General features: G+C 45.1%; 18 protein-coding genes. 14 read left to right on the top strand and 4 right to left on the bottom strand.

What is annotated here, in order from left to right; translation table 11 throughout:
* Positions 1-142: 142 nt before the first annotated feature.
* The 5 genes from LMH68_RS13910 to LMH68_RS13930 all read left to right on the top strand — a co-directional run bounded on the left by LMH68_RS13910 (position 143) and on the right by LMH68_RS13930 (position 5,507).
* Complete coding sequence (locus tag LMH68_RS13910; RefSeq protein WP_102332081.1) at positions 143-1,204, top strand: imelysin family protein; 1,062 nt, start codon at positions 143-145, stop codon at positions 1,202-1,204.
* Positions 1,194-2,282, top strand: a complete 1,089-nt coding sequence (locus LMH68_RS13915) for a DUF1513 domain-containing protein (protein WP_229647164.1) — start codon at positions 1,194-1,196, stop codon at positions 2,280-2,282. Before LMH68_RS13910 ends, LMH68_RS13915 begins: the two co-directional genes overlap by 11 nt.
* A gap of 80 nt (positions 2,283-2,362) precedes the next feature.
* Positions 2,363-3,901, top strand: a complete 1,539-nt coding sequence (locus LMH68_RS13920; RefSeq protein WP_229647071.1) for a L,D-transpeptidase family protein — start codon at positions 2,363-2,365, stop codon at positions 3,899-3,901.
* A gap of 198 nt (positions 3,902-4,099) precedes the next feature.
* The gene (locus LMH68_RS13925; protein WP_017060953.1) at positions 4,100-4,648 is read left to right on the top strand and encodes a YcbK family protein; all 549 of its coding nucleotides are present in this window, start codon (positions 4,100-4,102) and stop codon (positions 4,646-4,648) included.
* Between the two features lie 205 nt (positions 4,649-4,853).
* Positions 4,854-5,507 (top strand): MBL fold metallo-hydrolase, encoded by a 654-nt coding sequence (locus LMH68_RS13930; RefSeq protein WP_017060954.1) that lies wholly within the window; start codon positions 4,854-4,856, stop codon positions 5,505-5,507.
* Positions 5,508-5,618: 111 nt separating this feature from the next.
* Here LMH68_RS13930 and LMH68_RS13935 read toward each other — a convergent pair whose 3' ends face one another.
* Positions 5,619-6,419 (bottom strand): DUF2982 domain-containing protein, encoded by an 801-nt coding sequence (locus tag LMH68_RS13935; protein ID WP_017060955.1) that lies wholly within the window; start codon positions 6,417-6,419, stop codon positions 5,619-5,621.
* Between the two features lie 220 nt (positions 6,420-6,639).
* Between LMH68_RS13935 and LMH68_RS13940 the strand changes: the two genes are divergently transcribed.
* The 9 genes from LMH68_RS13940 to LMH68_RS13980 all read left to right on the top strand — a co-directional run bounded on the left by LMH68_RS13940 (position 6,640) and on the right by LMH68_RS13980 (position 18,625).
* Positions 6,640-7,032 (top strand): hypothetical protein, encoded by a 393-nt coding sequence (locus LMH68_RS13940; RefSeq protein ID WP_017060956.1) that lies wholly within the window; start codon positions 6,640-6,642, stop codon positions 7,030-7,032.
* A 553-nt stretch (positions 7,033-7,585) separates the two neighbouring features.
* Complete coding sequence (locus LMH68_RS13945) at positions 7,586-8,680, top strand: TRAP transporter substrate-binding protein (protein WP_017060957.1); 1,095 nt, start codon at positions 7,586-7,588, stop codon at positions 8,678-8,680.
* A gap of 197 nt (positions 8,681-8,877) precedes the next feature.
* The gene (locus LMH68_RS13950; protein WP_017060958.1) at positions 8,878-9,423 is read left to right on the top strand and encodes a TRAP transporter small permease subunit; all 546 of its coding nucleotides are present in this window, start codon (positions 8,878-8,880) and stop codon (positions 9,421-9,423) included.
* Between the two features lie 9 nt (positions 9,424-9,432).
* Entirely contained in the window at positions 9,433-10,716 is a 1,284-nt protein-coding gene (locus tag LMH68_RS13955) for a TRAP transporter large permease (RefSeq protein WP_029235146.1), read from the top strand.
* 104 nt (positions 10,717-10,820) lie between these two features.
* Entirely contained in the window at positions 10,821-12,176 is a 1,356-nt protein-coding gene (locus tag LMH68_RS13960) for a cache domain-containing protein (protein WP_017063573.1), read from the top strand.
* A complete protein-coding gene (locus tag LMH68_RS13965) occupies positions 12,169-12,807 on the top strand; it encodes a response regulator transcription factor (RefSeq protein ID WP_229647070.1) in 639 nt (212 codons plus the stop codon). Before LMH68_RS13960 ends, LMH68_RS13965 begins: the two co-directional genes overlap by 8 nt.
* A 169-nt stretch (positions 12,808-12,976) precedes the next feature.
* Positions 12,977-14,575, top strand: coding sequence for a BCCT family transporter (locus tag LMH68_RS13970; protein WP_017063574.1), 1,599 nt, complete (start codon positions 12,977-12,979; stop codon positions 14,573-14,575).
* 271 nt (positions 14,576-14,846) lie between these two features.
* The gene (locus tag LMH68_RS13975; RefSeq protein WP_017060963.1) at positions 14,847-16,418 is read left to right on the top strand and encodes a BCCT family transporter; all 1,572 of its coding nucleotides are present in this window, start codon (positions 14,847-14,849) and stop codon (positions 16,416-16,418) included.
* Between the two features lie 323 nt (positions 16,419-16,741).
* Positions 16,742-18,625, top strand: a complete 1,884-nt coding sequence (locus LMH68_RS13980; protein ID WP_229647069.1) for a methyl-accepting chemotaxis protein — start codon at positions 16,742-16,744, stop codon at positions 18,623-18,625.
* A gap of 71 nt (positions 18,626-18,696) precedes the next feature.
* Here LMH68_RS13980 and azu read toward each other — a convergent pair whose 3' ends face one another.
* The 3 genes from azu to cydD form a co-directional block, all read right to left on the bottom strand.
* Positions 18,697-19,149, bottom strand: coding sequence for an azurin (azu, locus tag LMH68_RS13985; RefSeq protein ID WP_017063577.1), 453 nt, complete (start codon positions 19,147-19,149; stop codon positions 18,697-18,699).
* Between the two features lie 272 nt (positions 19,150-19,421).
* The gene (gene cydC, locus LMH68_RS13990) at positions 19,422-21,143 is read right to left on the bottom strand and encodes a heme ABC transporter ATP-binding protein/permease CydC (protein WP_229647068.1); all 1,722 of its coding nucleotides are present in this window, start codon (positions 21,141-21,143) and stop codon (positions 19,422-19,424) included.
* Positions 21,136-22,920 (bottom strand): heme ABC transporter permease/ATP-binding protein CydD, encoded by a 1,785-nt coding sequence (cydD, locus tag LMH68_RS13995; protein ID WP_229647067.1) that lies wholly within the window; start codon positions 22,918-22,920, stop codon positions 21,136-21,138. Before cydD ends, cydC begins: the two co-directional genes overlap by 8 nt.
* Between the last annotated feature and the right edge of the window lie 11 nt (positions 22,921-22,931).

A 22,931-nucleotide genomic window follows, 5' to 3' on the forward strand; every position in this document is an offset into this window, starting at 1 on the left:
GTTAAGCCAACGGCTTAGTTACTTAAGAAAACCGCTAAAAAGACTGACTACCGCTGAACTTGTAGGAATACGAGGCCAGCGGTCGTTTCATATTTATTGAACTCATATAATTAAAAGAAAAACTAGGAAGTAAGGTAACAGCATGGCACATAAATTTTTGTTAATGCCCTTGTCGGTATTAATCATGGCAGGCTGCCAGTCATCGGGTGAGCAAACGGCTTCATCTGAGGTTAACGGTGTCTCTTATCAAGCAGACACGACTGCTCATATCAGCCGTAGCGTGTATCAACAAGAGTTTGATTCAGCCGTGCTATTCGCTAAGCAAGCCGGTGAGCTGGAAGTCTTGATGCAGGGTTACTGTGAAACCAACAATATTGAGCTGGATGCGTTGGAAAATCAGTGGCAGCTCACCATGAACAGCTGGATGGCACTGCAAGGACAAGAAAGAGGCCCAACAGCGGCATTGGAACAGAGCTGGAATGTTCAGTTTTGGCCAGACAAAAAGAACACCACAGGTCTAAAAATGCGTCAACTGACTCAGCAAGATAAAGCTTGGTCACAAGATGAAATCGCACAGCAGAGTGTGACTGTTCAAGGGCTTGGCGCCTTGGAGTGGTCTCTGTACGACGAGCAATCTCCATTGCTTCAAGACAAAGCTTCAGGTTGTCTATCTTCACAAGCTATCGCACAAAACCTGGCGATGAAATCGGCCTCTATTGCTGAAGCTTGGCAGGTTAACCCGTGGTTAGCACTGGACGAGATGCGTTGGGAATCGGAGTACATCGCTTTGTTGACCAATCAACTTGATTACAGCATGAAAAAACTGAGTCGTCCGATGGCTAAAATTGGTCATCCACGCCCTTACTTCTCGGAATCATGGCGCGCTCAAACCTCAATGACTCAGCTGAAATCGAACGTAGCGGCGCTAGAGAAATTGTACTTAGCAGATGGTAATGGTCTTGATGGTTTATTGAGAGAAAAGGGCTTAAATGACCTTGCCGATCGTGTAGCTGCCCAGTTCACGCTAACCTTAGATACTTGGCCTACAGACTCTAGCTTGTTTACTCTATTACAGAGCAAAGAGGGCTACCGAGAGGTGCTGACTCAATACAACAAACTAGAACGTTTGAAGTACCTGATTCATGAAGAAGTAGCGATAGAGCTTGGCGTGGTAATAGGATTTAATGCTACCGATGGTGACTGATAATACGCGAAGATCGTTACTCAAGGCTGCACTGGGTTGTGCAGCTGTTCCATTGCTTCCGTTTGGGTGTGCGACTCGAAAGGATGGGGTGAGTGCGTCGAACGATCCCCAACTGATTGGCTGTGCGCTTAATGGTCGTGGTCAATATTCTGCAGTTGTGGCTGACGAATTTGGCATGCCACTGAGCCAACTTCCCATCCCCAATCGTGGCCATGGCGTCGCGATTTGCCCAACCTCATCGCATGCGGTGGTTTTTGCCCGTCGTCCTGGTGACTATTTTATGGTGTTTGACTACAAAAACGGTCAGCAGATCAAAATGGTGGTGAAAGGTAACAACCGCCACTTCTATGGTCATGGCGTTTACTCATTAGACGGCACACTATTGTATGCCACTGAAGGGAAAACCGACACCAGTCAAGGCGTGATTGGCGTTTACGATGTCGCGCAAGGCTATCGTAAGGTCGAAGAGTTCAGCGGTTTTGGTATTGGGCCTCATGAAGTGATCATCATGCCGGATGGTAATCTCGCGATCGGCGTTGGTGGCGTTCATACTGATGGTAGAACACCGAAAAACCTCGATTCGATGCAGCCGAGCTTGAGTTATGTTTCTCCTGAAGGTGTGTTACTTGATCAGGTTGAATTGTTGGATAAGAAGCTGAGCATTCGACACTTAGCCCATGATGGTGCTGAAACCGTGCTTTGTGGCCAGCAATATCGTGGTGAACCAGATGAGTATCCTTCGCTATTGGCGATGCATACTAAAGGAGGCCAGTTTGAATCACTTAACGCAGAGCCAGAGCAATGGGCAAGGTTCAATCACTATATCGCCAGTATTGCGGCGTCAGACGATTGGATTATTGCGACTTCGCCAAGAGGCAACTGCTACGGTATTTGGTCTAAAGAAACCAAAGAATTAGTAGAACTGTCTGCATTATCTGACGCTTCTGGTGCTGTGCTGCTTGATGGTGAGTTTCGATTAAGCTCTGGGGCGGGAAGTGTGGTAAGCCAGAGCAAGCCTTATGAGAAATCAACTCAGCAATCATCGGTCCAGTGGGATAACCATTGGAGTTCAATCTGATTTATAAAGCCTCTTAAAAATAACATGCTTACTCCGATTTCTTTGCCATACTTATGAGATGGTTGGTGATGGAGTTAAGCATGTTCGCAAAATACTTCTGTGGATTATTAGTTCTAGTTTCTGTGCACGCATGGAGCTATACGAGTTCTGACGAGAGCCGATTTCTTCCGGCTGATTCGGAGCTCTCTTTTATGCTGATTTATCCAGAGCTTACCCAGAGTATTTATCAAGACTCATCTCTGCCTATTCTTTGGGATTCACCTGAACTTGTTAAGGCGTTTGAATTTCAATTGTCGCTTCTCGAACAAGCTCAAATGGCACCACTCTTCGATCGACAACTCAAGCAAATTCGTCACTATCAATCCCATGCTCAATGGCAAGAGTTGGACATATTACTCACCGATACTTTTATCTACTACCTGAGCTACGTTGAAAATGCGCCGCTTGCCGGTAAAGAGTGGTACTTCTCGGGCAAGCTGCATTCCAAATTACCAGCGCCTTCTCCGCATATCCTGATGAGATTAAAAAGCAGCGTCGCCAATGATTACTTATTGGAGATGGTGTTGTCTTACGCGCCGCCTGTTGGGGATTTTGACCAATTCAAAGCAACCTATTCGGTGTTAGAAACCGCCTCTGAACTCAATATTGAACGATATAGACAGAAAGGTTTGAAGCGCTTGGGTGACGAGCTTTCAGACAAGACGGTTCTTGTTGAGCGCATTGCTTTGGTTGGTGTTGATACCTCGATGATCGCGGTCGATTTTCCCAAGTTCGATCGAGATCTGCAAAAGGCGATTAAATCTTTCCAACGCATGCACGGTCTTACGGATGATGGGATCATCGGGCCAGACACGATCAAATGGATCAATATGGGCTTTGATGATCGACTTACTTCCCTAGCATTGAACGCCGAGCGTGCCCGCTTATGGCCAAGAAATAGAGACTCACTGATTGTGGTGAATGTACCTAGTTTTGATATGAAGTATTGGGAAGATGGGGAAGAGGTTTTTGAATCTAAAGTTGTGGTTGGGAGAAAATCGAGAAAAACACCACTCTTAGAGATAAAGCTTGATTCGGTTATCTTAAATCCGACTTGGAACGTGCCATGGAAAATCATGGTTAAAGATATCTTGCCTAAAGTAAAAGCCGACGAGAGTTATCTTGAAACACACAATTTTCAAGTGATCGATGGTTGGCGTTCGATGGAAACTGTCGATACTACCGAGATAGATTGGCAAACGATTAACTTTAACTCTTTTCCTTATCGAATGCGCCAGCAAGCAGGCTCTAGTAACGCATTGGGTTTGTATAAGTTCAATACGCCCAACAAGCGAGCCATCTATCTCCATGACACCCCAAGTAAAAGCTTGTTTAACGATGACTTCCGCGCCTATAGCTCTGGTTGTATTCGTGTTGAGCATGCCGAGGAACTCGCGGAGTTGTTATTTGCGACTAAGGTAAAGAAAGTGCCGAATCAGGATGATGAACTTGCGCCCAATACTAAGGTTCGTCTCAAGAAGCGAATTCCAGTGCATATCATTTATCAAACCGTGTTGTTTGAAGAAGGAGGCATACAATACCGCGGTGATATCTACCAATATGATAAAGAGGGCGGTTGATTGAAATATGGTCAAGAAAGGTGATCTTGACTGAAAAATGACAACCAAGCTTCTATTGATAAAATTATAATGAGTATCAATAACTAACCGTGCAAAGGTTACAAATACTAACGTTTTGCACGGTTTTTGTACGTTGACGCAGCAAATTCCATTATGTATCGTGCATTTTTCGTTCGATCTAATTGGTTTTTTTGCTGTATGTCTCAAAGTTTATTTTCACGCCGTCAGTTTCTGACTTACGCTGGTGGTACTGCTGTAGTCGCCTCTCTTACTCCTTCTATCGCTTTCGCTTCATACCCGGATCAACCAAGAACGATTAGCATGAACAATCTTCACACTGGTGAACGATTAGAGACTTGTTATTTCGATGGCACTAACTATGTTGGTGACGAGATGGCACGCCTTAGCAAACTGTGCCGTGACTTCCGCCGCAATGAGATTCATCCAATGGATAAGAACCTGTTTGATCAGATCACTCAGATTCAAAATGTACTGGGTATTCAAAAAGAAGTTCAAATCATCTCTGGCTACCGCTCTCCAGCAACCAACGAAGCGTTGCGCTCTAAGTCGAGTGGTGTCGCTAAAAAGAGCTATCACATGCTTGGTAAAGCGATCGATTTTCGTATCGATGGTGTTGATTTAAAGGAACTGAGAGACGTAGCTAAAAGTCTGCAAGCAGGTGGTGTTGGTTATTACGCTCGTAGTAACTTCATCCACATTGATACTGGTCCAGTTCGCAGCTGGTAGAGCTAAGCTGAGTTATTGAGTGATACGGTAGGCACTTGTCAAAGTAGACATCCAATGTCATAGTTTGCCCAAATTTCAGTTTGTTCTAATAATTCGGTTTATTGCTGCTCAGTTTGTTGCTGTTTAGTTTGTTATTGTTGGGTTTGTTGCCAATAACATAGCGATATTCGAGTTGTTCACCAGATTCGCTCTTTAAGGTTTGTATATGTCTCTTAAGTATCAAGTTGTACCTGTTACCTCTTTTTCTCAGAACTGCTCGATTGTGTGGTGTGATGAAACCATGGAAGGCATCGTTGTCGATCCGGGCGGTGATGTTCAACAACTCGCGGCTATCATTGAAGAACTCGGTGTTAAGGTTGTGAACTTGGTACTGACGCACGGTCACTTAGATCATGTTGGCGGTACGGTACCACTTGCTGAGATCTTGAAGGTTGAAATTGTGGGCCCGCATAAGGCAGACAACTTCTGGCTACAAGGTCTAGAGAATCAAAGTCAGATGTTTGGTTTCCCACTGTGTAAAGCTTTTGAACCAAACACTTGGTTAGAAGAGGGCGACAAAGTCACTTTTGGTAATCAAGTGATTGATGTGATTCACACGCCGGGCCACACGCCAGGTCACGTTGTACTGTTCAGTGAGCAAGCTCGTTTAGCGTTTGTGGGTGATGTGTTGTTTAACGGCGCAATTGGCCGTACTGACTTCCCACAAGGTGACTTCAATACGCTTATCGCTTCAATCAAGACTAAGCTTTGGCCACTAGGCAGTGACGTAACATTCGTTCCGGGCCATGGTCCTGAATCGACATTCGGTCGCGAGCGTGCATCAAACCCGTTCGTCGCAGATGAAATGCCTCTGTACTAATTAAATCTTTGATTTTCCAACCGATTATTTGTGTCGATTGATTGAAAATGAAGCTTAGCTTTTGTCCTGAAAGCTAAGCTTTTTTATTGTGTGTGAACTTACTGGTAAACCTTAATCAGAAAGACGTTCAGCGGCAGCCAAGTAGCGTCGAGCCAGCCCCACAAACTCTTCTCCACTCATATTCAAATCATGGGTTGATATGAAAATGTCATAACCGTGGAAGCCCCTTTGATATTTCATTCTGTTGGCAAGCATCGCCTGCAATCCAGAATAGTTTTTAATCACCGCGTTTGGACTGTTTGTCTCATTCGGTGAATCAAGGTTGTCCTGTGATTGGTTATCGTTGAAATTTACGTTGTCGGTATTCTGCGACTCTTTGTATTGGCTTAGTTCGACACAGCCACTTTCAGTACAACGCGCATGGTAATGCGATGAGTCGAGAACCATATCCTCAAAGTTGGACTCTTTGCCTGCTTGTTTGGCTCCTAAGTACAAAAGTGCTCGTTGGCTGAGCAATAATTCACAAGTTATTTTAGGGCAAATCGAATCGAGGTAGGGCGAGTAATCTTTTACTTTAATTCCGACCCAGGGCAGAGGTTGATGCCAACCATCTTGTTCATAAGTGCAAAGACCAATTTTTTGGATGTTACTCCATTTTAAAACCCAACCCCCTTTGTAAAAGTGCTGCTGAAAATGAGTCGGGGTAAGTGTGAACATCACTCGGCTGCGCAGCATCAAATAGTAGCCAGTTCCCAGAAGCGCAATACTGCAAAAAGCACCCACGATCAGTAACTTTGGATTGTCACTGTAGAGCGAAACGATCAAGCAAATGAAGCCTAAAATAATGGCGAGGATACGGTACGAGCGAGTGAATGAAGGCAAAGAGAAATTACTAAGGTGACGAGTGTCCATAGGTAACACCAAGTTTTCATATTTTTGTCTGGATGGATAACCAGTGTATATGACCCTGAATTGATAAGTCGATGTTTAAATAATAGACGCTAGTAGACAATATCGGTATTTTTCGTCGACTTTCGACGCTTCACTCTACAAATAGCTCCTGTTTTTTGGTATAAATCGCGCTTCAAATTTTCACCACTGCGAAAAGAGCAGTGAACTGGAGAAATATTCAATGAGACTTGCTCATAAGCGTAAGGTGCAGGCTAAACTGCAGAAACGCACTAAAGCGGCTGTAGTTAAAGCAGTGGCAACGCCGAAAAAAGCGAAGCCTGTCGCAGAGAAAGTTGTAGCAGAAAAAACTGTAGCAGCAAAACCAGCGGTAGAGAAAGCAGTAGCAGCAACTAAAGAAGTTGCAGTAGCACTGACTCCTAAGCAACAACAAGTTCTAGACATCGTTGTTAGCAATGCTGAAGGCATTAACCCTAAAGGTATCGGCCTAGAAGCTGGTCAAGAAGACGCGAAAGCAGCTTCATGGGCAACAGGCGCATTGAAAAAACTTCTTGAAGAAAACCTAGTAGCGAAAGAGCAGCTAGCAGGTAACAAGGTTATCTACAAAGCTATCTAATCCTGTGGGATTACATTCGCTTCGTTAAGTTTTTAAGCCTCGATTTTCGAGGCTTTTTTGTATCTGGCACATTATGCCAAGTCCGAGCCCAAATCCAAGCCTAAACCTAGGCTCTATAATCTCAATTCCAATTCGATATACGGCTTAACTGATTAGTGTTGTCTCGTGTCAGTGCTTCGAATCAGCAAGCACTAAAGTAGGGCGTTAGCTAGGTAGAGTAAGAGAGCAAAGCCTTGATTGCTTTCCCTAAAATACAGCAATGAATAGAGCTTCATCACGAAATGGCAATCAATTGTTAAGAGTATTTAATTATTAATACTTAGGTATTTATCAATACGCATTGTCTTGGTGAATATCCAAACTCCTTTGAAATCGACACTATTCAATCATCTCCTACGTAGTTCTACTTAATCCTTTGGTCTAATACGTAACTTTGTTAACGCCATGCGTGCGTGCTCTCCCTGATATCTTGTTGCCTCATCACGGTGCACTCTTATGTTGAATCATAAAAAATGCTCATAGAAAGAGTGTTAACCCAACAAAGGACGTGAACATGAGTCTCATTTCTAACTCCCTCACACGAGTTTTTAAAAACGTTGCAGTAACTGCTGCGGCTTGTTTAGCTTTGGTCGCTACTGGTGCTACAGCCGCTGATAAGGTTTACCGTTTAAAACTTGCGGAAACTTGGGGACCAAACTTCCCAGTTTTCGGTGATGCAACCAAAAACATGGCGGCGATGGCAGAGAAGATGTCGAATGGTCGACTGCAAATCAGAATCGATTCAGCAAACAAACACAAAGCACCTCTTGGCGTTTTTGACATGGTTAAGTCTGGTCAATACGACATGGGTCACTCAGGCTCTTACTACTGGAAAGGTAAAGTTCCAAACACTCTTTACTTCACTTCTATGCCTTTCGGTATGACGCCAGCAGAACAATACGCGTGGTTCTATCACGGTGGTGGTATGGAGTTAATGGAGCAGGTTTACTCTCCACATAACTTGATGTCTTTCCCTGGTGGTAACACGGATATCCAGATGGGGGGTTGGTTTCAAAAAGAGATCAACAGCGTTGAAGATCTACAAGGTCTGAAAATGCGAATCCCGGGCTTTGCAGGCGAGATTCTTGCTGAGCTAGGTGCTAAACCGACGAACATTGCCCCAGGTGAACTTTACACGTCTCTAGAGCGTCGCACGATTGATGCACTAGAGTGGGTAGGTCCATCGCTGGATTTACGAATGGGCTTCCACAAAATCGCGCCTTACTACTACACAGGTTGGCACGAGCCGGGTTCAGAGCTTCAATTCCTAGTGAACAAGCGTACATGGAACAAGCTGCCTGAAGACCTACAAGAAATCTTACGTGTTGCAATGCGTACTGCGGCTTACGACATGTACACACAAGCAACGCACGAAAGTGGTAAGAACTGGGTTTCAATGAAGACAGAATACCCAGATGTACAAGTGAAAGATTTCCCACCAGAGGTTATGTCTGCTCTGAAAGAAGCGAACGATCGCCTACTGGCTGCACATGCTGAGAAAGATGAGCTAGCAAAAGAGATTCAAGCTTCACAAGCAAGCTACCTAGAGCAAGTACGTTCATGGACGGATATTTCACATAGAGCTTATCTAAATAGCCAAGCGAAATAATCGACAGTTGTTGAACTGAATCTAAATGAACCCGAAGCTTTTCTTATTGAGTATTTAAGAGTGAATAAGCCGAGGGTTCATTTAAAACATAATAACTAAGCAGGATAAATCCTGTATTACGCTCAAGAACCTTTTCTACGTCCTACAGCTCGTTACCTCAGCTGCGCGATGTCTTTTCAAATTCCATGGAGTCGGGAATGCGAAGTCTAATTTATATTGAACGCCTGTTTAATCGTATCGGTGACGCACTGGGATGGCTTTCCAGTATGTTGTTTATTTTACTTATCGCCAACGTCGTGTATGACGTTGTCATGAGATATGCCTTCAACGATGTCTCTATCGCCTTCCAAGAGATGGAATGGCACCTTTTCTCCGCCGTTTTCCTACTCGGTGTTCCTTATGCCATCAAGGCTGGTGGCCATGTTCGAGTTGATGTGTTCTACGAGCAACTGAGCTTTAAAGCACAAGCGATTATTGACCTGCTTGGCACGCTTATCTTTCTACTTCCGTTTTGCCTGCTGGTGGCTTGGTTTGGTATCGATGTTGCCAAAGAGAGTTATGAACTGGGTGAAACCTCAGGCGATCCCGGTGGCCTGCCGTATCGCTGGATCATCAAAGCTATGATCCCGCTGTCATTCTTTTTGATGGCACTCAGTGGCGTAGGTTTGATCCTGCATTCACTGAATAAGATTTTTAATCCGCATCTTATCCATGCAAACAATATTCATACAAAAAACAAGTAGAGGCTGAACATGATTGGAATAGTAATGTTTTTCGTAGCCTTGTTTGCGCTTTTACTTGGCTTCCCAGTGGCGTTTACCTTTGGTGGTATCGCGTTAATCTTTGGTGTTTGGGCTGAGGGCATTGAAATGTTTGCCTTCATGCCATATCGAATTCAATCCATTATGGAAAACACGGTTCTGATGGCCGTTCCATTGTTTGTTTTTATGGGGCTCGTTCTACAAAAGACCAAGCTTGCTGAGCAGTTGCTTGAGTCTATGGGGCGACTGTTTGGCGGCGTTCGTGGTGGTATCGCGATTTCAACCGTATTAGTAGGTTCACTACTTGCGGCTTCTACTGGCGTGGTTGGTGCTTCTGTTGTTGCTATGGGACTTATCTCCCTACCTGTAATGCTCAAGTACAATTACGACAAAGGCTTAGCCTGCGGCACTATTTGTGCGTCTGGTACGCTAGGGCAGATCATTCCACCCTCCATCGTATTGATTCTATTGGGTGATGTTCTAGGTGTTCCTGTAGGCGACTTGTTCCAAGCGGCGATTTGGCCGGGCGTGATGCTGGTCGGCGCGTACATCGTTTATATCTTGATATACGCAAAGCTACACCCTGAAGCGGCTCAACCTATTGAACGTGATGACTCCATCAGCCGTAAGCAGGAAGTGTTTAATGCACTGAAAGCGATTCTTCCGCCTCTAGCGTTAATCATTGTTGTACTGGGCTCTATCTTCGCAGGTGTTGCTACGCCAACAGAGTCAGCCGCATTAGGTGGCGCGGGTGCGATGATACTTGCACTGCTTTACGGTCAATTTAGTTGGTCGATGGTGTACGAGGCGTCGAAAGAGACGGTGAAAGTAACGGCGATGGTATTTGCTATCTTGTTGGGTGCAACGGCATTCTCAATGGCGTTTACCTACACTGGTGGCGACTATCTGGTTGAAGAGTGGATGCTACAACTGCCAGGTGAAAAATGGGGCTTCCTGATCATTACCATGCTGGTGATTCTGATTCTGGGTTTCTTCATCGACTTCGTAGAGATCTGTTTCATCATCGTGCCGATCATTGCGCCAGTTGCTGAACTGATGGGCATCAACATGACATGGTTCGCTATCCTTATTGCGATGAACCTACAAACTTCCTTCTTAACGCCGCCATTTGGTTTTAGTTTGTTCTATTTAAAAGGCGTAGCACCTAAAGGCGTGACGACTAAGGACATCTACCGAGGTGTGATGCCGTTCATTCTGATTCAAATCCTCGTACTTGGATCACTTCTCGCTTTCCCATCTTTCTATGGAATGTGAGTGAAGCCAAGAATGTGAATGATATGTTTCAACGGCTATCTATAAATTGCTAAAGTAAAACGGCTTATTGATGTTCAGTAAGCCGTTTTTTGTGAGGGAAAGGAATGCCTCTAAAAGCCAAGCTGATTTTGCTGACGTTGCTCCCGTTGCTGCTGGTAACGGCGAGTATTAGTTGGATCTCGCTGCACCAGACTAAGACGTTAGGCGCTAAAGAAGTCGAGATCTTTAGAGACAGCCTAATCAAGTCGCGTGAAAACGCCCTCAAAGACACGGTTGATCTCGCGTTCGACGCCATAGAACACGTCTATAACGATCCAAATATCCAAGAAGCCCAAGCCAAAAAAAAAGTTCGAACCATATTGTCTAAACTTAGATATGGCTCTGATGGGTACTTCTTCGCATACGATCGCCTCGGGACCAACTTGGTTCATCCAATTCAGCCAGAATTGATAGGCCAAAACCTACTCCAACTGCAAGATGAAGATGGCGATTTTCTGATAGAGGCTCTGTTAAGAGAAGCGCAAACCGGAGGCGGGTTTCACCAGTATTTGTGGCAAAAACCGTCGACGGGTGAGGTGGTGTCTAAGCTGAGCTACGCCGCTTGGTTAGAGCGTTGGGACTGGATGATTGGCACCGGCTTGTATATTGAAGACGTACACCAAGAAGTGGCTTCGATGCAGGCTGCGATAAATAAGAATATTGAAACCACGTTCTTTTCGATTGTGGTGATTTTGAGCGTAACGGTCGCGGTCATCATCGTGCTGACCTTGGCTATTAACATGCATGAACATCGGATTGCTGATAACAACTTAAAGGAGCTGGCGCATAAGACGGTGATGTTCCAAGAAGACGAGAAGAAGCATCTAGCGCGTGAGTTGCATGATGGTATTAACCAATTATTAGTGTCGAGTCGTTGCCATTTGGAACTGCTCGGTAATAAGCTACAAAATGAAGACCTTAAAGCACATTTGAATAAGTCGCAGCATTCACTGATGCGAGCGATCGAAGAAGTGAGGCACATCTCGCATCAACTTCGTCCAAGTTCATTGGATGACATAGGCTTAGAAGCGGCATTGTCTTCATTACTGTTAGATTTTCAGGCGCACTCGGGCATAGAAGTCGAGACCATGTTTGCTACTCAACCTGGTAAGTTAAAATCAGAGGCGGCGACGACCCTATATCGAGTCGTGCAAGAGTCGCTGAATAATATAGAAAAACATGCACAAGCGACCAAAGTAACGGTTATCGCTCAGCAAATTGGTAATGTGTTGCAACTACTGATTCAAGATAACGGTGTCGGTTTCAACACCTATAAAGCGATGGAAAAACGAGGGATCGGGCTGCGTAACATGAGAGAGCGAGTGGAGTTCATCGGTGGTGACTTTGAATTGATGAGTGAGATTGGCCTCGGAACGGAAATTACAGTGTTACTGACACTAGAGGGATTAATGAATGAGTGAAGTTATTCGAGTTGTGATTGCTGATGATCACCAAGTGGTACTGGATGGCTTTATGGCGAGATTGGAACTCGAGCCAGATATTAGCGTGATAGGTACGGCCAGCAATGGACTAGAAGCGGTAGAGGTCGTTAAGTCTCTGCGCCCTGATGTGGTGTTGATGGATATCAGCATGCCTATCATGAATGGCATTGATGCCACCCATCTGATTAAAGAAGAAGACCCAGAAGCCAAGGTCCTGATGCTGACCATGCATAACAACCGTGAATACATCATGAAGGTGATGCAGTCGGGTGCTGTCGGTTACATGTTGAAAGAGATTTCGGCTGAAAAAATGGTACAGGCAATCAAAACGGTCAATCAAGGATCGACCTATTTCTGTGAAAAAGTCACGCAGAATTTGTTTACTCAGCCGATTACTCCCACGCCATCTGTCAAGAATCCATTGAGCAGACGTGAAGAGGCTGTGCTGAAATTAGTCGCAAAAGGGGAGAGCAGTAAAGAGGTCGCAAAGGCGCTGAATATCAGCTATCGAACGGTAGAAACCCATAGGCAAAATATTAAGCATAAGCTCGATATTCACTCTACGGCAGAGCTTGCTAAATATGCGGTCAGCTCCGGGCTTGTGGAATGATCTTACGCTAAATAACGTTAAATGTGTAATTTAATTACTAAATGTGTAATTTACGCCTCCTTTATGGAGGTTTTTTTAGTATTTTTGCGACAGGTTGATATTCTTCTTTTCGAAATTTAAGCGCCGAATGCAATGTTGCAAACTGTGCGCTGCAAATTAGAGAGGAAGCATGGAGCCTGTAAAAGATAGGTATAGTATTGAAAATACCGATTATACAGTAGGACAAGATAACGTTCAGAAATGGGGTTTTGATGTTCATAACCCAGTATTTGGAATCAGTGCAGGGGCGATCATTATCTTCCTGTTGGCACTTCTAGTCGCAGACCCTGAAACCGCAAAAGTGGCGCTTGATGGAATCAAATGGAAAGTCATTGGTAACTTCGATGGTTTCTTCATGTGGGCAGCAAACATCTTCGTAATTTTCTGTTTTGCCCTCATTGTCTCCCCGTATGGCAAGATACGTATTGGTGGCAATGATGCCAAAGCAGAGCACTCAAACCTATCTTGGATGTCGATGTTATTCGCCGCAGGAATGGGTATTGGCTTAATGTTCTGGGGTGTTGCTGAGCCAGTAGCTTATTTCACTGGCTGGTATGAAACACCACTAGGTGTTGAAGCTTACTCTCCTGAAGCGGCGAAGTTGGCTCTTGGTGCAACCATCTACAACTGGGGTCTGCACGGTTGGGCGATTTACGCGGTTGTTGCTCTAGCGCTTGCCTTCTTCACCTTCAATAAAGGTTTACCTCTATCAATCCGCTCTATTTTCTACCCTATCTTGGGTGATAGAACTTGGGGTTGGTTTGGTCATATTGTTGATATCGTCGCTGTGCTTGCAACGCTATTTGGCCTTGCAACTTCATTGGGCTTAGGTGCTCAACAAGCAACAAGTGGTATTAACCATGTATTTGGTACCGATGGCGGTATTGGCATGCAGCTGATTGTTATCGCTGTGGTTACTTTCTTAGCGACAATGTCCGTGGTTCGTGGCATCAACGGTGGTGTAAAGCTTCTGAGTAATGTGAACATGCTGGTTGCTTTGGGCTTACTTATCTTCGTTACCATCGCTGGTGGCATGGCGGGTATTAAAGCAATCCCAACCGCGCTAATGGGCTACATTGAAAACTTCATTCCCTTAAGCAATCCTCACGGTCGTGATGACGAAACGTGGATGCAAGGTTGGACGGTATTCTACTGGGCATGGTGGATGTCTTGGTCACCATTCGTAGGCATGTTCATCGCTCGTATCTCTAAAGGTCGAACTATTCGTGAATTCATCGTTGCTGTATTGTTCATCCCAACGACAGTAATCATCATCTGGATGGCTATTTTCGGTGGCATCGCGATTGATCAAGTGGCGAACAAGGTGGGCGAGATTGGTGTGAATGGTCTGCAAGATATTACACTTTCTCTTTTCCATACTTACGATGCTCTGCCAATGAGCTCTGTGCTTTCAGTGGTATCGATTGGTTTGATTATGGTGTTCTTTATCACCTCTTCTGATTCAGGCTCATTGGTTATCGATAGCATTACCTCTGGCGGTAAAGTGGATTCACCTGTTCCTCAACGTGTTTTTTGGGCGTTGATGGGCGGTGCGATTGCTGCGGTTCTATTGTGGGTTGGTGGCACAGAATCTATCCAAGCATTGCAAGCCGGTACCGTTTCTATGGCACTTCCATTTGCGTTCATATTATTGCTTATGTGCCTAAGCTTATTACTCGGTTTACGAACTGAAAATCAATTGGTTAAGCACCAAAATGCTTTGAGTTAAAAGTATTTTTGATAAAAAGGTCGACAGGGTCGACCTTTTTTTCGTCATAAACTTGAGTAATTACGTGAATATTGTTTGAAATTCCATCGAACCGATTCTAGTTTACTGAAAACAACAAGTTAACCTGCTAAACTTCAGACATCCAAGTATTTGAATTATTGTGACAACAGCTTGTACTACTTGGATCGTAGGTTCGAGTTTGTAATTAAGTCGCAGGTAAGTAAGGAATACGAGGTCAATAGACCCTAATAGAATTCCGTAGAGAGGGATGATGACTAAAGGTATAGATAAATACAGTATCGACAGTACGGATTACACTGTCGGTCAAGATAACGTCCAAAAATGGGGTTTTGATGTTCATAACCCAGTATTTGGTATTAGTGCGGGACTTATCGCTTTGTTCCTGATCGGTGTTCTTATTACAGATACCGCTTCAGCAAAGGCTGCGCTAGATGGCGTTAAAGGCCAGATTATCAATTCGTTTGATTGGCTTTTCATCTGGTCGGGTAATATTTTCGTAATTTTCTGCTTAGGTTTGATTGTTTCTCCGTACGGCAAAATCCGCCTTGGTGGTGTTGATGCGACGGCAGATTACTCATTCTTCTCTTGGCTATCGATGCTGTTTGCCGCAGGTATGGGTATCGGCTTGATGTTCTGGAGTGTGGCAGAGCCAGCGGCTTACTTCACGGGTTGGTTTGAAACTCCGTTAGGTGTTGAACCAAACACACCAGAAGCTGCAAAACTGGCATTGGGCGCAACCATGTATCACTGGGGTCTACACCCTTGGGCGATTTATGGCGTAGTAGCACTGTCACTTGCGTTTTTCTCTTACAACAAGGGATTGCCTCTTTCTATCCGTTCTATCTTTTACCCAATTTTAGGTGATAGAGCTTGGGGCTGGGCAGGTCACATTGTTGATATTCTTGCTGTACTTGCAACGCTATTTGGTCTGGCGACATCGTTAGGTCTTGGTGCACAACAAGCGGCAAGTGGTATTCAGCATGTATTCGGCATTGAAGCGGGCTTAGGTCTGCAAGTTATTGTGATTACAGCGGTGACTTTATTGGCGGTAGTATCAGTACTTCGTGGTATTGATGGTGGCGTTAAAGTTATCAGTAACATCAACATGTTGGTGGCTTTCCTACTGCTTATCTTAGTGGCTCTAATCGGCTACGCGGTGACTTTAGGTTCTATCCCAACGACATTGATGGCATACATTGAAAACATCATTCCGTTGAGTAACCCTCACGGTCGTGAAGATGAAACGTGGATGCACGGTTGGACTGTATTCTACTGGGCTTGGTGGATCTCATGGTCTCCATTCGTAGGTATGTTTATCGCACGTGTTTCTAAAGGTCGTACCGTTCGTGAGTTCATCACAGCAGTACTGATTGTACCGACTACAGTGACTATCATTTGGATGTCAGTATTCGGTGGCATGGCGATTGACCAAATCGTGAATAACGTTGGTATTCTTGGTCAAGACGGCCTAACAGATGTATCACTAGCAATGTTCCAAATGTTTGATGCACTGCCGTTCGGGACTCTGCTTTCAATCATTGCGGTTGTATTGGTTCTAGTCTTCTTCATTACATCGTCTGACTCAGGCTCTCTAGTAATCGACAGCATCACCGCGGGTGGTAAAGTTGATACGCCTGTACCTCAACGTGTGTTCTGGGCGTTCCTTGAAGGTGCAATCGCTGTCGCTCTATTGTGGGTTGGTGGTACTGAAGCAGTACAAGCTCTACAAGCGGGTGCAATCTCGACGGCATTGCCATTCACCATCATTCTATTACTGATGTGTGTGAGCTTGCTAATGGGTATGCGTACAGAAAAACGCTAGGCTTTTTAAGCTGAAATCTACTGCAATTTATACGCAGTAGAACGGTAAATAATATGAAGGCAGAAGAGGAAACTCTTCTGCCTTTTTTGTTTCTTCTTTACCGTGTTTTTTTGTCTCTTTTTAACATGTGAAGTGCGATAAAAATTCTAATAACCGTAGAGGTAATGCCGCCTTAAATTTGGCGACAAGCCAAGGAATTGACATTAGGTAAGCTTATGGTTTGCTTAAAATTATATTCCGATATTAAATTATAAAATCGCTCGAATTTAATACTGATTTTGGGTAGTATGCGCGAGATTTCCCACCACTCGTGAAACTTTGACATGAAACTAACACTAAAGCAGAAGTTGATAGGTGCTAGCCTATCTGCTGTTGTCGTTATGGCTACAGCGTTGACTTGGTTGTCAGCAAACCAATTATTTGAACAGACTCGTAATGGCGTATACCTACGAGCTGAAAGCGTATCTGAAGCAGCATCTGAAGGTATTAAAAACTGGATTGATATCCGTACTGATATCGCATCAGCATTTAATGACTTTTCACGAGAGGATGATGTTGTTCCTTTCCTTAGACAAGCTCGTGTAGCGGGTGGCTTTGACGATATCTTTTTAGGTACTCCAGAAGGTGGAATGTACCGTTCACATCCTGAACGTAATCGTGCAGATTACGATCCTCGTCAACGTCCTTGGTACCAAGAAGCAAACGCTGCAGGTAAGCAAATCATTACTACGGCTTACCAAGATGCAATCACCAAAGCACTTCTAGTAACGATCGCAGAACCTGTTCGCCACAACGGCCAACTTGTTGGTGTTGTTGGTGCAGACGTACTGATCGACCAGTTGGTTAACGATGTAATCAGCCTTGATGTTGGTGACAACGCTTACGCAATGCTAATTGATGCCTCTGACGGCACATTCCTAGCACACCCAGATTCAGCACTAAGCTTGAAGCCGGTAAGCCAGCTTTCAAACGATATCTCTATGCCTATCATCGAAAACGCAGTGCGTACGGGTAGCATCGAGATCATCAAAGAGCGCGGCGCAGACAAGCTGCTTTACTTCACGAAGGTGCCTAACACTAACTGGATCTTCGCGGTTCAGATGGACAAAGCAACAGAAGAAGCGAACCACTCAACGCTACTTACTCAGCTGATCATCACTGCTGTCGTTATTACGCTCATCGTAATCGTACTCGTGTCTTGGTTAGTAAGCTTCCTATTCCGCGACCTAAACCGCGTTTCAGCAGCACTTGAAGAAATTGCTTCAGGTGAGGGCGATCTTACTCAACGCCTTGAGCCTAAGAGCGACGACGAAATTGGTCAGCTTGCAGCAAACTTCAACCGCTTTGTGGGTAACATGCACACCATGGTGATCAAGCTAAGCGAAGTATCTGCTGCGCTAGGCGACCAAGCACGTCAAACGGCTTCTCAAGCTGAAGAACGTAGTGCTCGTATCCAAATGCAACAAGACGAGATCAACATGGTAGCAACAGCCGTTAACGAAATGGCTGCAGCAACACAAGAGATCGCAGGTAACGCAGACCACACTGCACAGAACTCATCTGAAGCGGTTGGCGCGTGTGAGCACGGTACTGGTCAAGTGACACAGACTCAAAGCTCTATCCAAAACCTTGCTCAAGAAGTTCAAATCGCAACTAACGTGATTCTCGAGCTTGAAGAGCACGGCAACAGCATCAACGCTATCTTGTCTAACATTCAAGGTATTGCAGAACAAACGAACCTACTTGCACTTAACGCCGCTATTGAAGCAGCACGTGCCGGTGAGCAAGGTCGTGGTTTCGCAGTAGTAGCGGATGAAGTTCGAGTTCTGAGCCAACGTACACACGGTTCAACGCAAGAAATTCAACAAACGATTGAGTTGCTGCAAGGTACAACAGGCAAAGCGGTTAACATCATGAACGATAGCCGTATACTTGCTGAAACCAGTGTTGATGACGCGAACTCAGCGGCTGCAAGCCTAACGCAAATCCATGCTGCTGTTGAACGCATCAGTGACATGGCAACACAGATTGCTTCTGCTGCAGAAGAGCAAGCGTCAGTAACGTCTGAGATTACTCGTAACACTGAAGGAATCCGTGACGTATCTAACGAGCTAGCAGACGAAGCACACCAAGCTGCAGAGCAAGCTGCTCAGTTATCTGAACTGTCTCACGAGCTAGAAAGCGAAATCAGCCGCTTCAAGCTGTAAGCGAAGCCAATATAACAAAGCCCCGACCTAGGTTGGGGCTTTGATGTATCTGTACAATCTAGACTAACGAGTTATTTAAACTCAAATTTGCCCTTCATGATTGCCCAGTGGCCCGGGAATGAACATAGGAAAGAGTAGTCGCCACCGGCTGTCATTTTCTCTGTGCTGAAAGTGATTGAGGTTGACTCGCCACCACCGATAACACGAGTGAAGGCGTAAACGCGGCTGTCGTCAGGTTTTACGTAGTTATTGTCGATACCTGCCGACATACCATCGATGCCCACTGCTTGTAGCGACGCAGTGTCTGTTATAACGACGTTGTGACCCATTGATTGGGCTGGCATAGAACCAGTATGGTTTAGCGTCAGCTTCACTTCTTTACAGCTCGCTGGAACGCTTAATGTGTCAGTTGAAAATTTCATTTGATCACTAGCATCAATCGATACTTCACATTCCGAGCTCGCTTGAGCGGTAAAGCTAGCACCTACAAGCGCTATCGTTGTTGCGATTAATCGTAAAGACATACACTGTTCTCCATTATTTTAGGGGGAGGTTATTCCATGAGATTGATCAATACGTATTATCCTAGAAAGATGATCATAGTAATGTGCTACGACTTGAATTATGCGCAACTCGTTACTTATAAATGGTAAGTTTTTGTAGGAAAGGGCAAAACTAATCAGCGCATGAACAACCGTTTAGGGGGGAATGGTTGCTCGAGACTAGAATCACAGACACAAAAAAGCCCGAGTATAAACTCGGGCTTTGAATGGTTTTCTTTATAACTTATGAGGAGCTATATTGCCTGACGAAGTTGGAAGTAACGTCCTTCTTCGTTTAATAGCTTCTCGTGAGAGCCGTTTTCAACAATCTCGCCTTGTTCAATCAGAACGATGGAGTCCATCGATTCCAGACCAATCAAACGGTGCGTAATGAAGATAACAGTCTTGCCTTCAAAGTGCTTCTCGAACAGTGCCATGATGCTGTGTTCTGTTTGCTTATCTAAGCCTTCTGTTGGCTCATCTAGAAGCAGGATAGGGGCATCATGAAGAATGGCACGTGCTATACCAATACGGCGCTTCTCACCACCAGACAGTTGACGACCACCGTCACCTAACCAGCTATCAAGTGCGTTATTCTCAAGCAACTTTTCTAGGCCAACGTCTTTTAGGATATTGGCTAAGTGATCATCGGTTGCTTCTGGTCTTGCAATCAACAAGTTGTCACGCAAAGTACCATTTAGAATGTCGACACGCTGGCTTACGACACTGATTGATTCACGAAGCTGTGATTCATTCCACTGAGTCAGTTCAATGCCCGCGATTGAGATGTAACCCTTTTTAGGATCCCAGTAGCGAGTCAGAAGCTGAATCAGTGTCGATTTACCAGAACCCGTTTGACCCACAATCGCGACCTTGTTGGTAGCAGGGATCGTTAGGTCGACAGCGTTCAGAACACTGCGCTCAGAGTCAGGGTAGTTGAACGTCACGTTTGAGAACGTAATATCCAGTGGCTTGTTGATGTCGAGCTTCTCTTCAGCAAACTGAACTTCAGGTTCTGACAGAATCACTTCGTTCAAGCGACGAGCTGAAGACAGAGTTTGACCTAAATGCTGGAATGCACCTGCAATTGGCATTAATAGCTCGAAGCTTGCCATGGTTGCGAATGCCATTAGCGCGATGAACGGGTCTGGTGCATTACCACCCACGCCGTCAGCCGCAAGCCAAAGCATAAGAACCAGCGTCAAACCGTTGAACAGCATTAGCGCTGCTGAAGCCATACCGGTTAGGTTAGCGTTCACAAACTGATTCGCCATCAGCTTGCGTTGCGTTTCTAGAATCGCATTACGGTAACGCTCCTCAGCACCGAACAGAGTTAGCTCGCTGTAGCCTTCAATCCAATCCAGAGTGGTAACACGAAGATCCGCTTTGTTTTGTGTCAGTTCACCGCCGTTACGTTTACCCAGCTTGTAGAACAAGATTGGCCAAACCAACAGCATGACAAGAAGGATAGAACCTAAGATTAAACCTAGTGAGCTATCAAACCACATCAAGAACAGAGTCAGGAAGAAGATCCCAAACACACCCACCGTCACTGGGCTTACTAAGCGCAAGTAAACGTGGTCCATTGCATCGACATCAGCAACCAAACGGTTCAGTAGGTCAGCATCACGAAGGTTTGAAATACGACCTGGGATCAGCGGAGCCAGCTTCTTAAAGAAGAAGATACGCAGATCAGTCAGTAGTTTGAATGTCGCATTGTGGCTCACAACACGTTCACCCCAACGACCCGCAGTACGGCTCATTGCCAAACCACGTACACCACCACCCGGCAGCATGTAGTTGAAGGTTTCACGCGCAATCGTAAGGCCAGCAACCGCAGAAGCTGAAATGAACCAACCCGATAGCGTTAACAAGCCGATAGAAGCCGACAGAGTAGCAAAAGCCAATAGCATGCCTAGCGATAGGCCAAACCAATGCTTTTTATAGAGTTTCAGGTAAGGCAGTAAATCACGCATCTAAATTACCCTTATTGTCTTGTTGAGCTAAGTTCGCGTTCAGCATCTCTTCGAATAAACCACCCGCAGTCGAAAGCTGAGAGTAATGACCTTGTTCCACAAGACCACCATCGCGCATAACCAGAATGTTATCGACCGATTGAAGAGGAGCAAGTTGGTGCGTCACAAGCAGGGCAGTGCGACTTTCGATGTTGCTATTAATGCCTTTCATCACTAACTGCTCACTGCGAGTATCTAGGCTGGCAGTAGGTTCATCTAACAACCAGAATTGGCCGTCTTGAATCATTGCGCGAGCCAAAGCCAAACGCTGAGATTGACCAACAGATAGGCCACCAGAACGGTCAGAAATCATGTAATCCAAGCCGTGCTCGGTTACAAATTCGTTAGCAAAAGATTGCTCTAGTGCGTTTTGAACTGTTTGATCGGTAATATCTTGCTTACCTAGAGTGACGTTGTCACGAATGCTGCCGTGAAGCAACAGTGGGTTTTGACCAACCCAGCTGATCGTCTTACGCCAAGATGCCAAGTCTAAATCACGCAACTCAACGCCATTGATTTTCAAGCTTCCTTCATAAGGCATGAAACCAAGGATGGCGTTGATCAAACTTGTTTTACCCGCACCGCTTGGGCCAACTAACGCAGTCGATTGGCGAGTGTTAAGTGCGAACGAGATAGGACCAACCAGTTGAACACCTTCAGGGCTCAATACTTTCAGATCTTGAGCTTCAATATTGATGCCTTGAGCCGGGTCTAACTGAGTGTCGCCTGATTTAACTTTAGTGATGTCTGTTTCTAGGAACTCGACAATACTTTCCGCTGCGCCAACCGCTTGTTGTTTCGCATGGTAGAAAGTACCTAAATCACGCAGAGGTTGGTAAAACTCTGGCGCCAAGATAAGGATAAACAAACCTGCGAATAGCGTAATGCCAACGCCGTAGTGGCCGAAGTTAAGCTCGCCGATGTAAGTGAAACCAAAGTAAACCGCCGTCATCGCAATCGAGATAGACGTGAAGAACTCAAGTACTGCAGACGACAAGAAAGCGATCTTCAATACATCCATGGTGCGCGTTCTGAACACCTCAGATGCACCTTTCAATACTTCTGTTTCAGCGTTTGTGCGGTCAAATAGACGGATGGTTGTCATTGACTGCAAACGGTCGTAAAAGTGACCAGAAAGACGTTGCAGTGCTTTGAAGTTTTTACGGTTTGCATCGGCTGCTTTCATACCCACAAGTGCCATGAACATTGGTACCAGTGGAGCAGTAATCAAGAAGATCAGTCCTGCTGCCCAGTTTACTGGGAACACCACAACCAAAATAATGAATGGAATCATTACCGACAAAGACATCTGAGGTAAGTAACGAGAGAAGAAGTCTTGCATGTCTTCGACTTGTTCTAGCAACAGGGTTGCCCACGTACCCGCAGGTTTGCCTTTGATATAAGCAGGGCCCAACTCACGTAACTTATCAAGGATCAGTTGCCTGATGTAGACACGGATCTGTTCACCACAGCGATAACCTGCGATCTCACGTCCCCATGTACAGCCAGCACGGCCAACGACCGATAATGCCAAGCCTGCGAAATGACCAACCAGTTCAGACTTATCGACATTTTCGATGATCAGCTGGTGAAGAATAGAGGCGAGAAGAGCTGCTTGAGCAATTAAAAACACGCTTGAAAGTACGCCAAGGCTAATCGCAATCATAAGCCAGCGTTTCGCTAACTTACTCTGTTGCTTAAGCCACTTGTTCAAGCTGCGTTGTTTTTTCTTATCCATTATGAAGGCTT

It is taken from the genome of Vibrio sp. F13 (assembly GCF_020806305.2).
Taxonomy (GTDB): domain Bacteria; phylum Pseudomonadota; class Gammaproteobacteria; order Enterobacterales; family Vibrionaceae; genus Vibrio; species Vibrio crassostreae_C.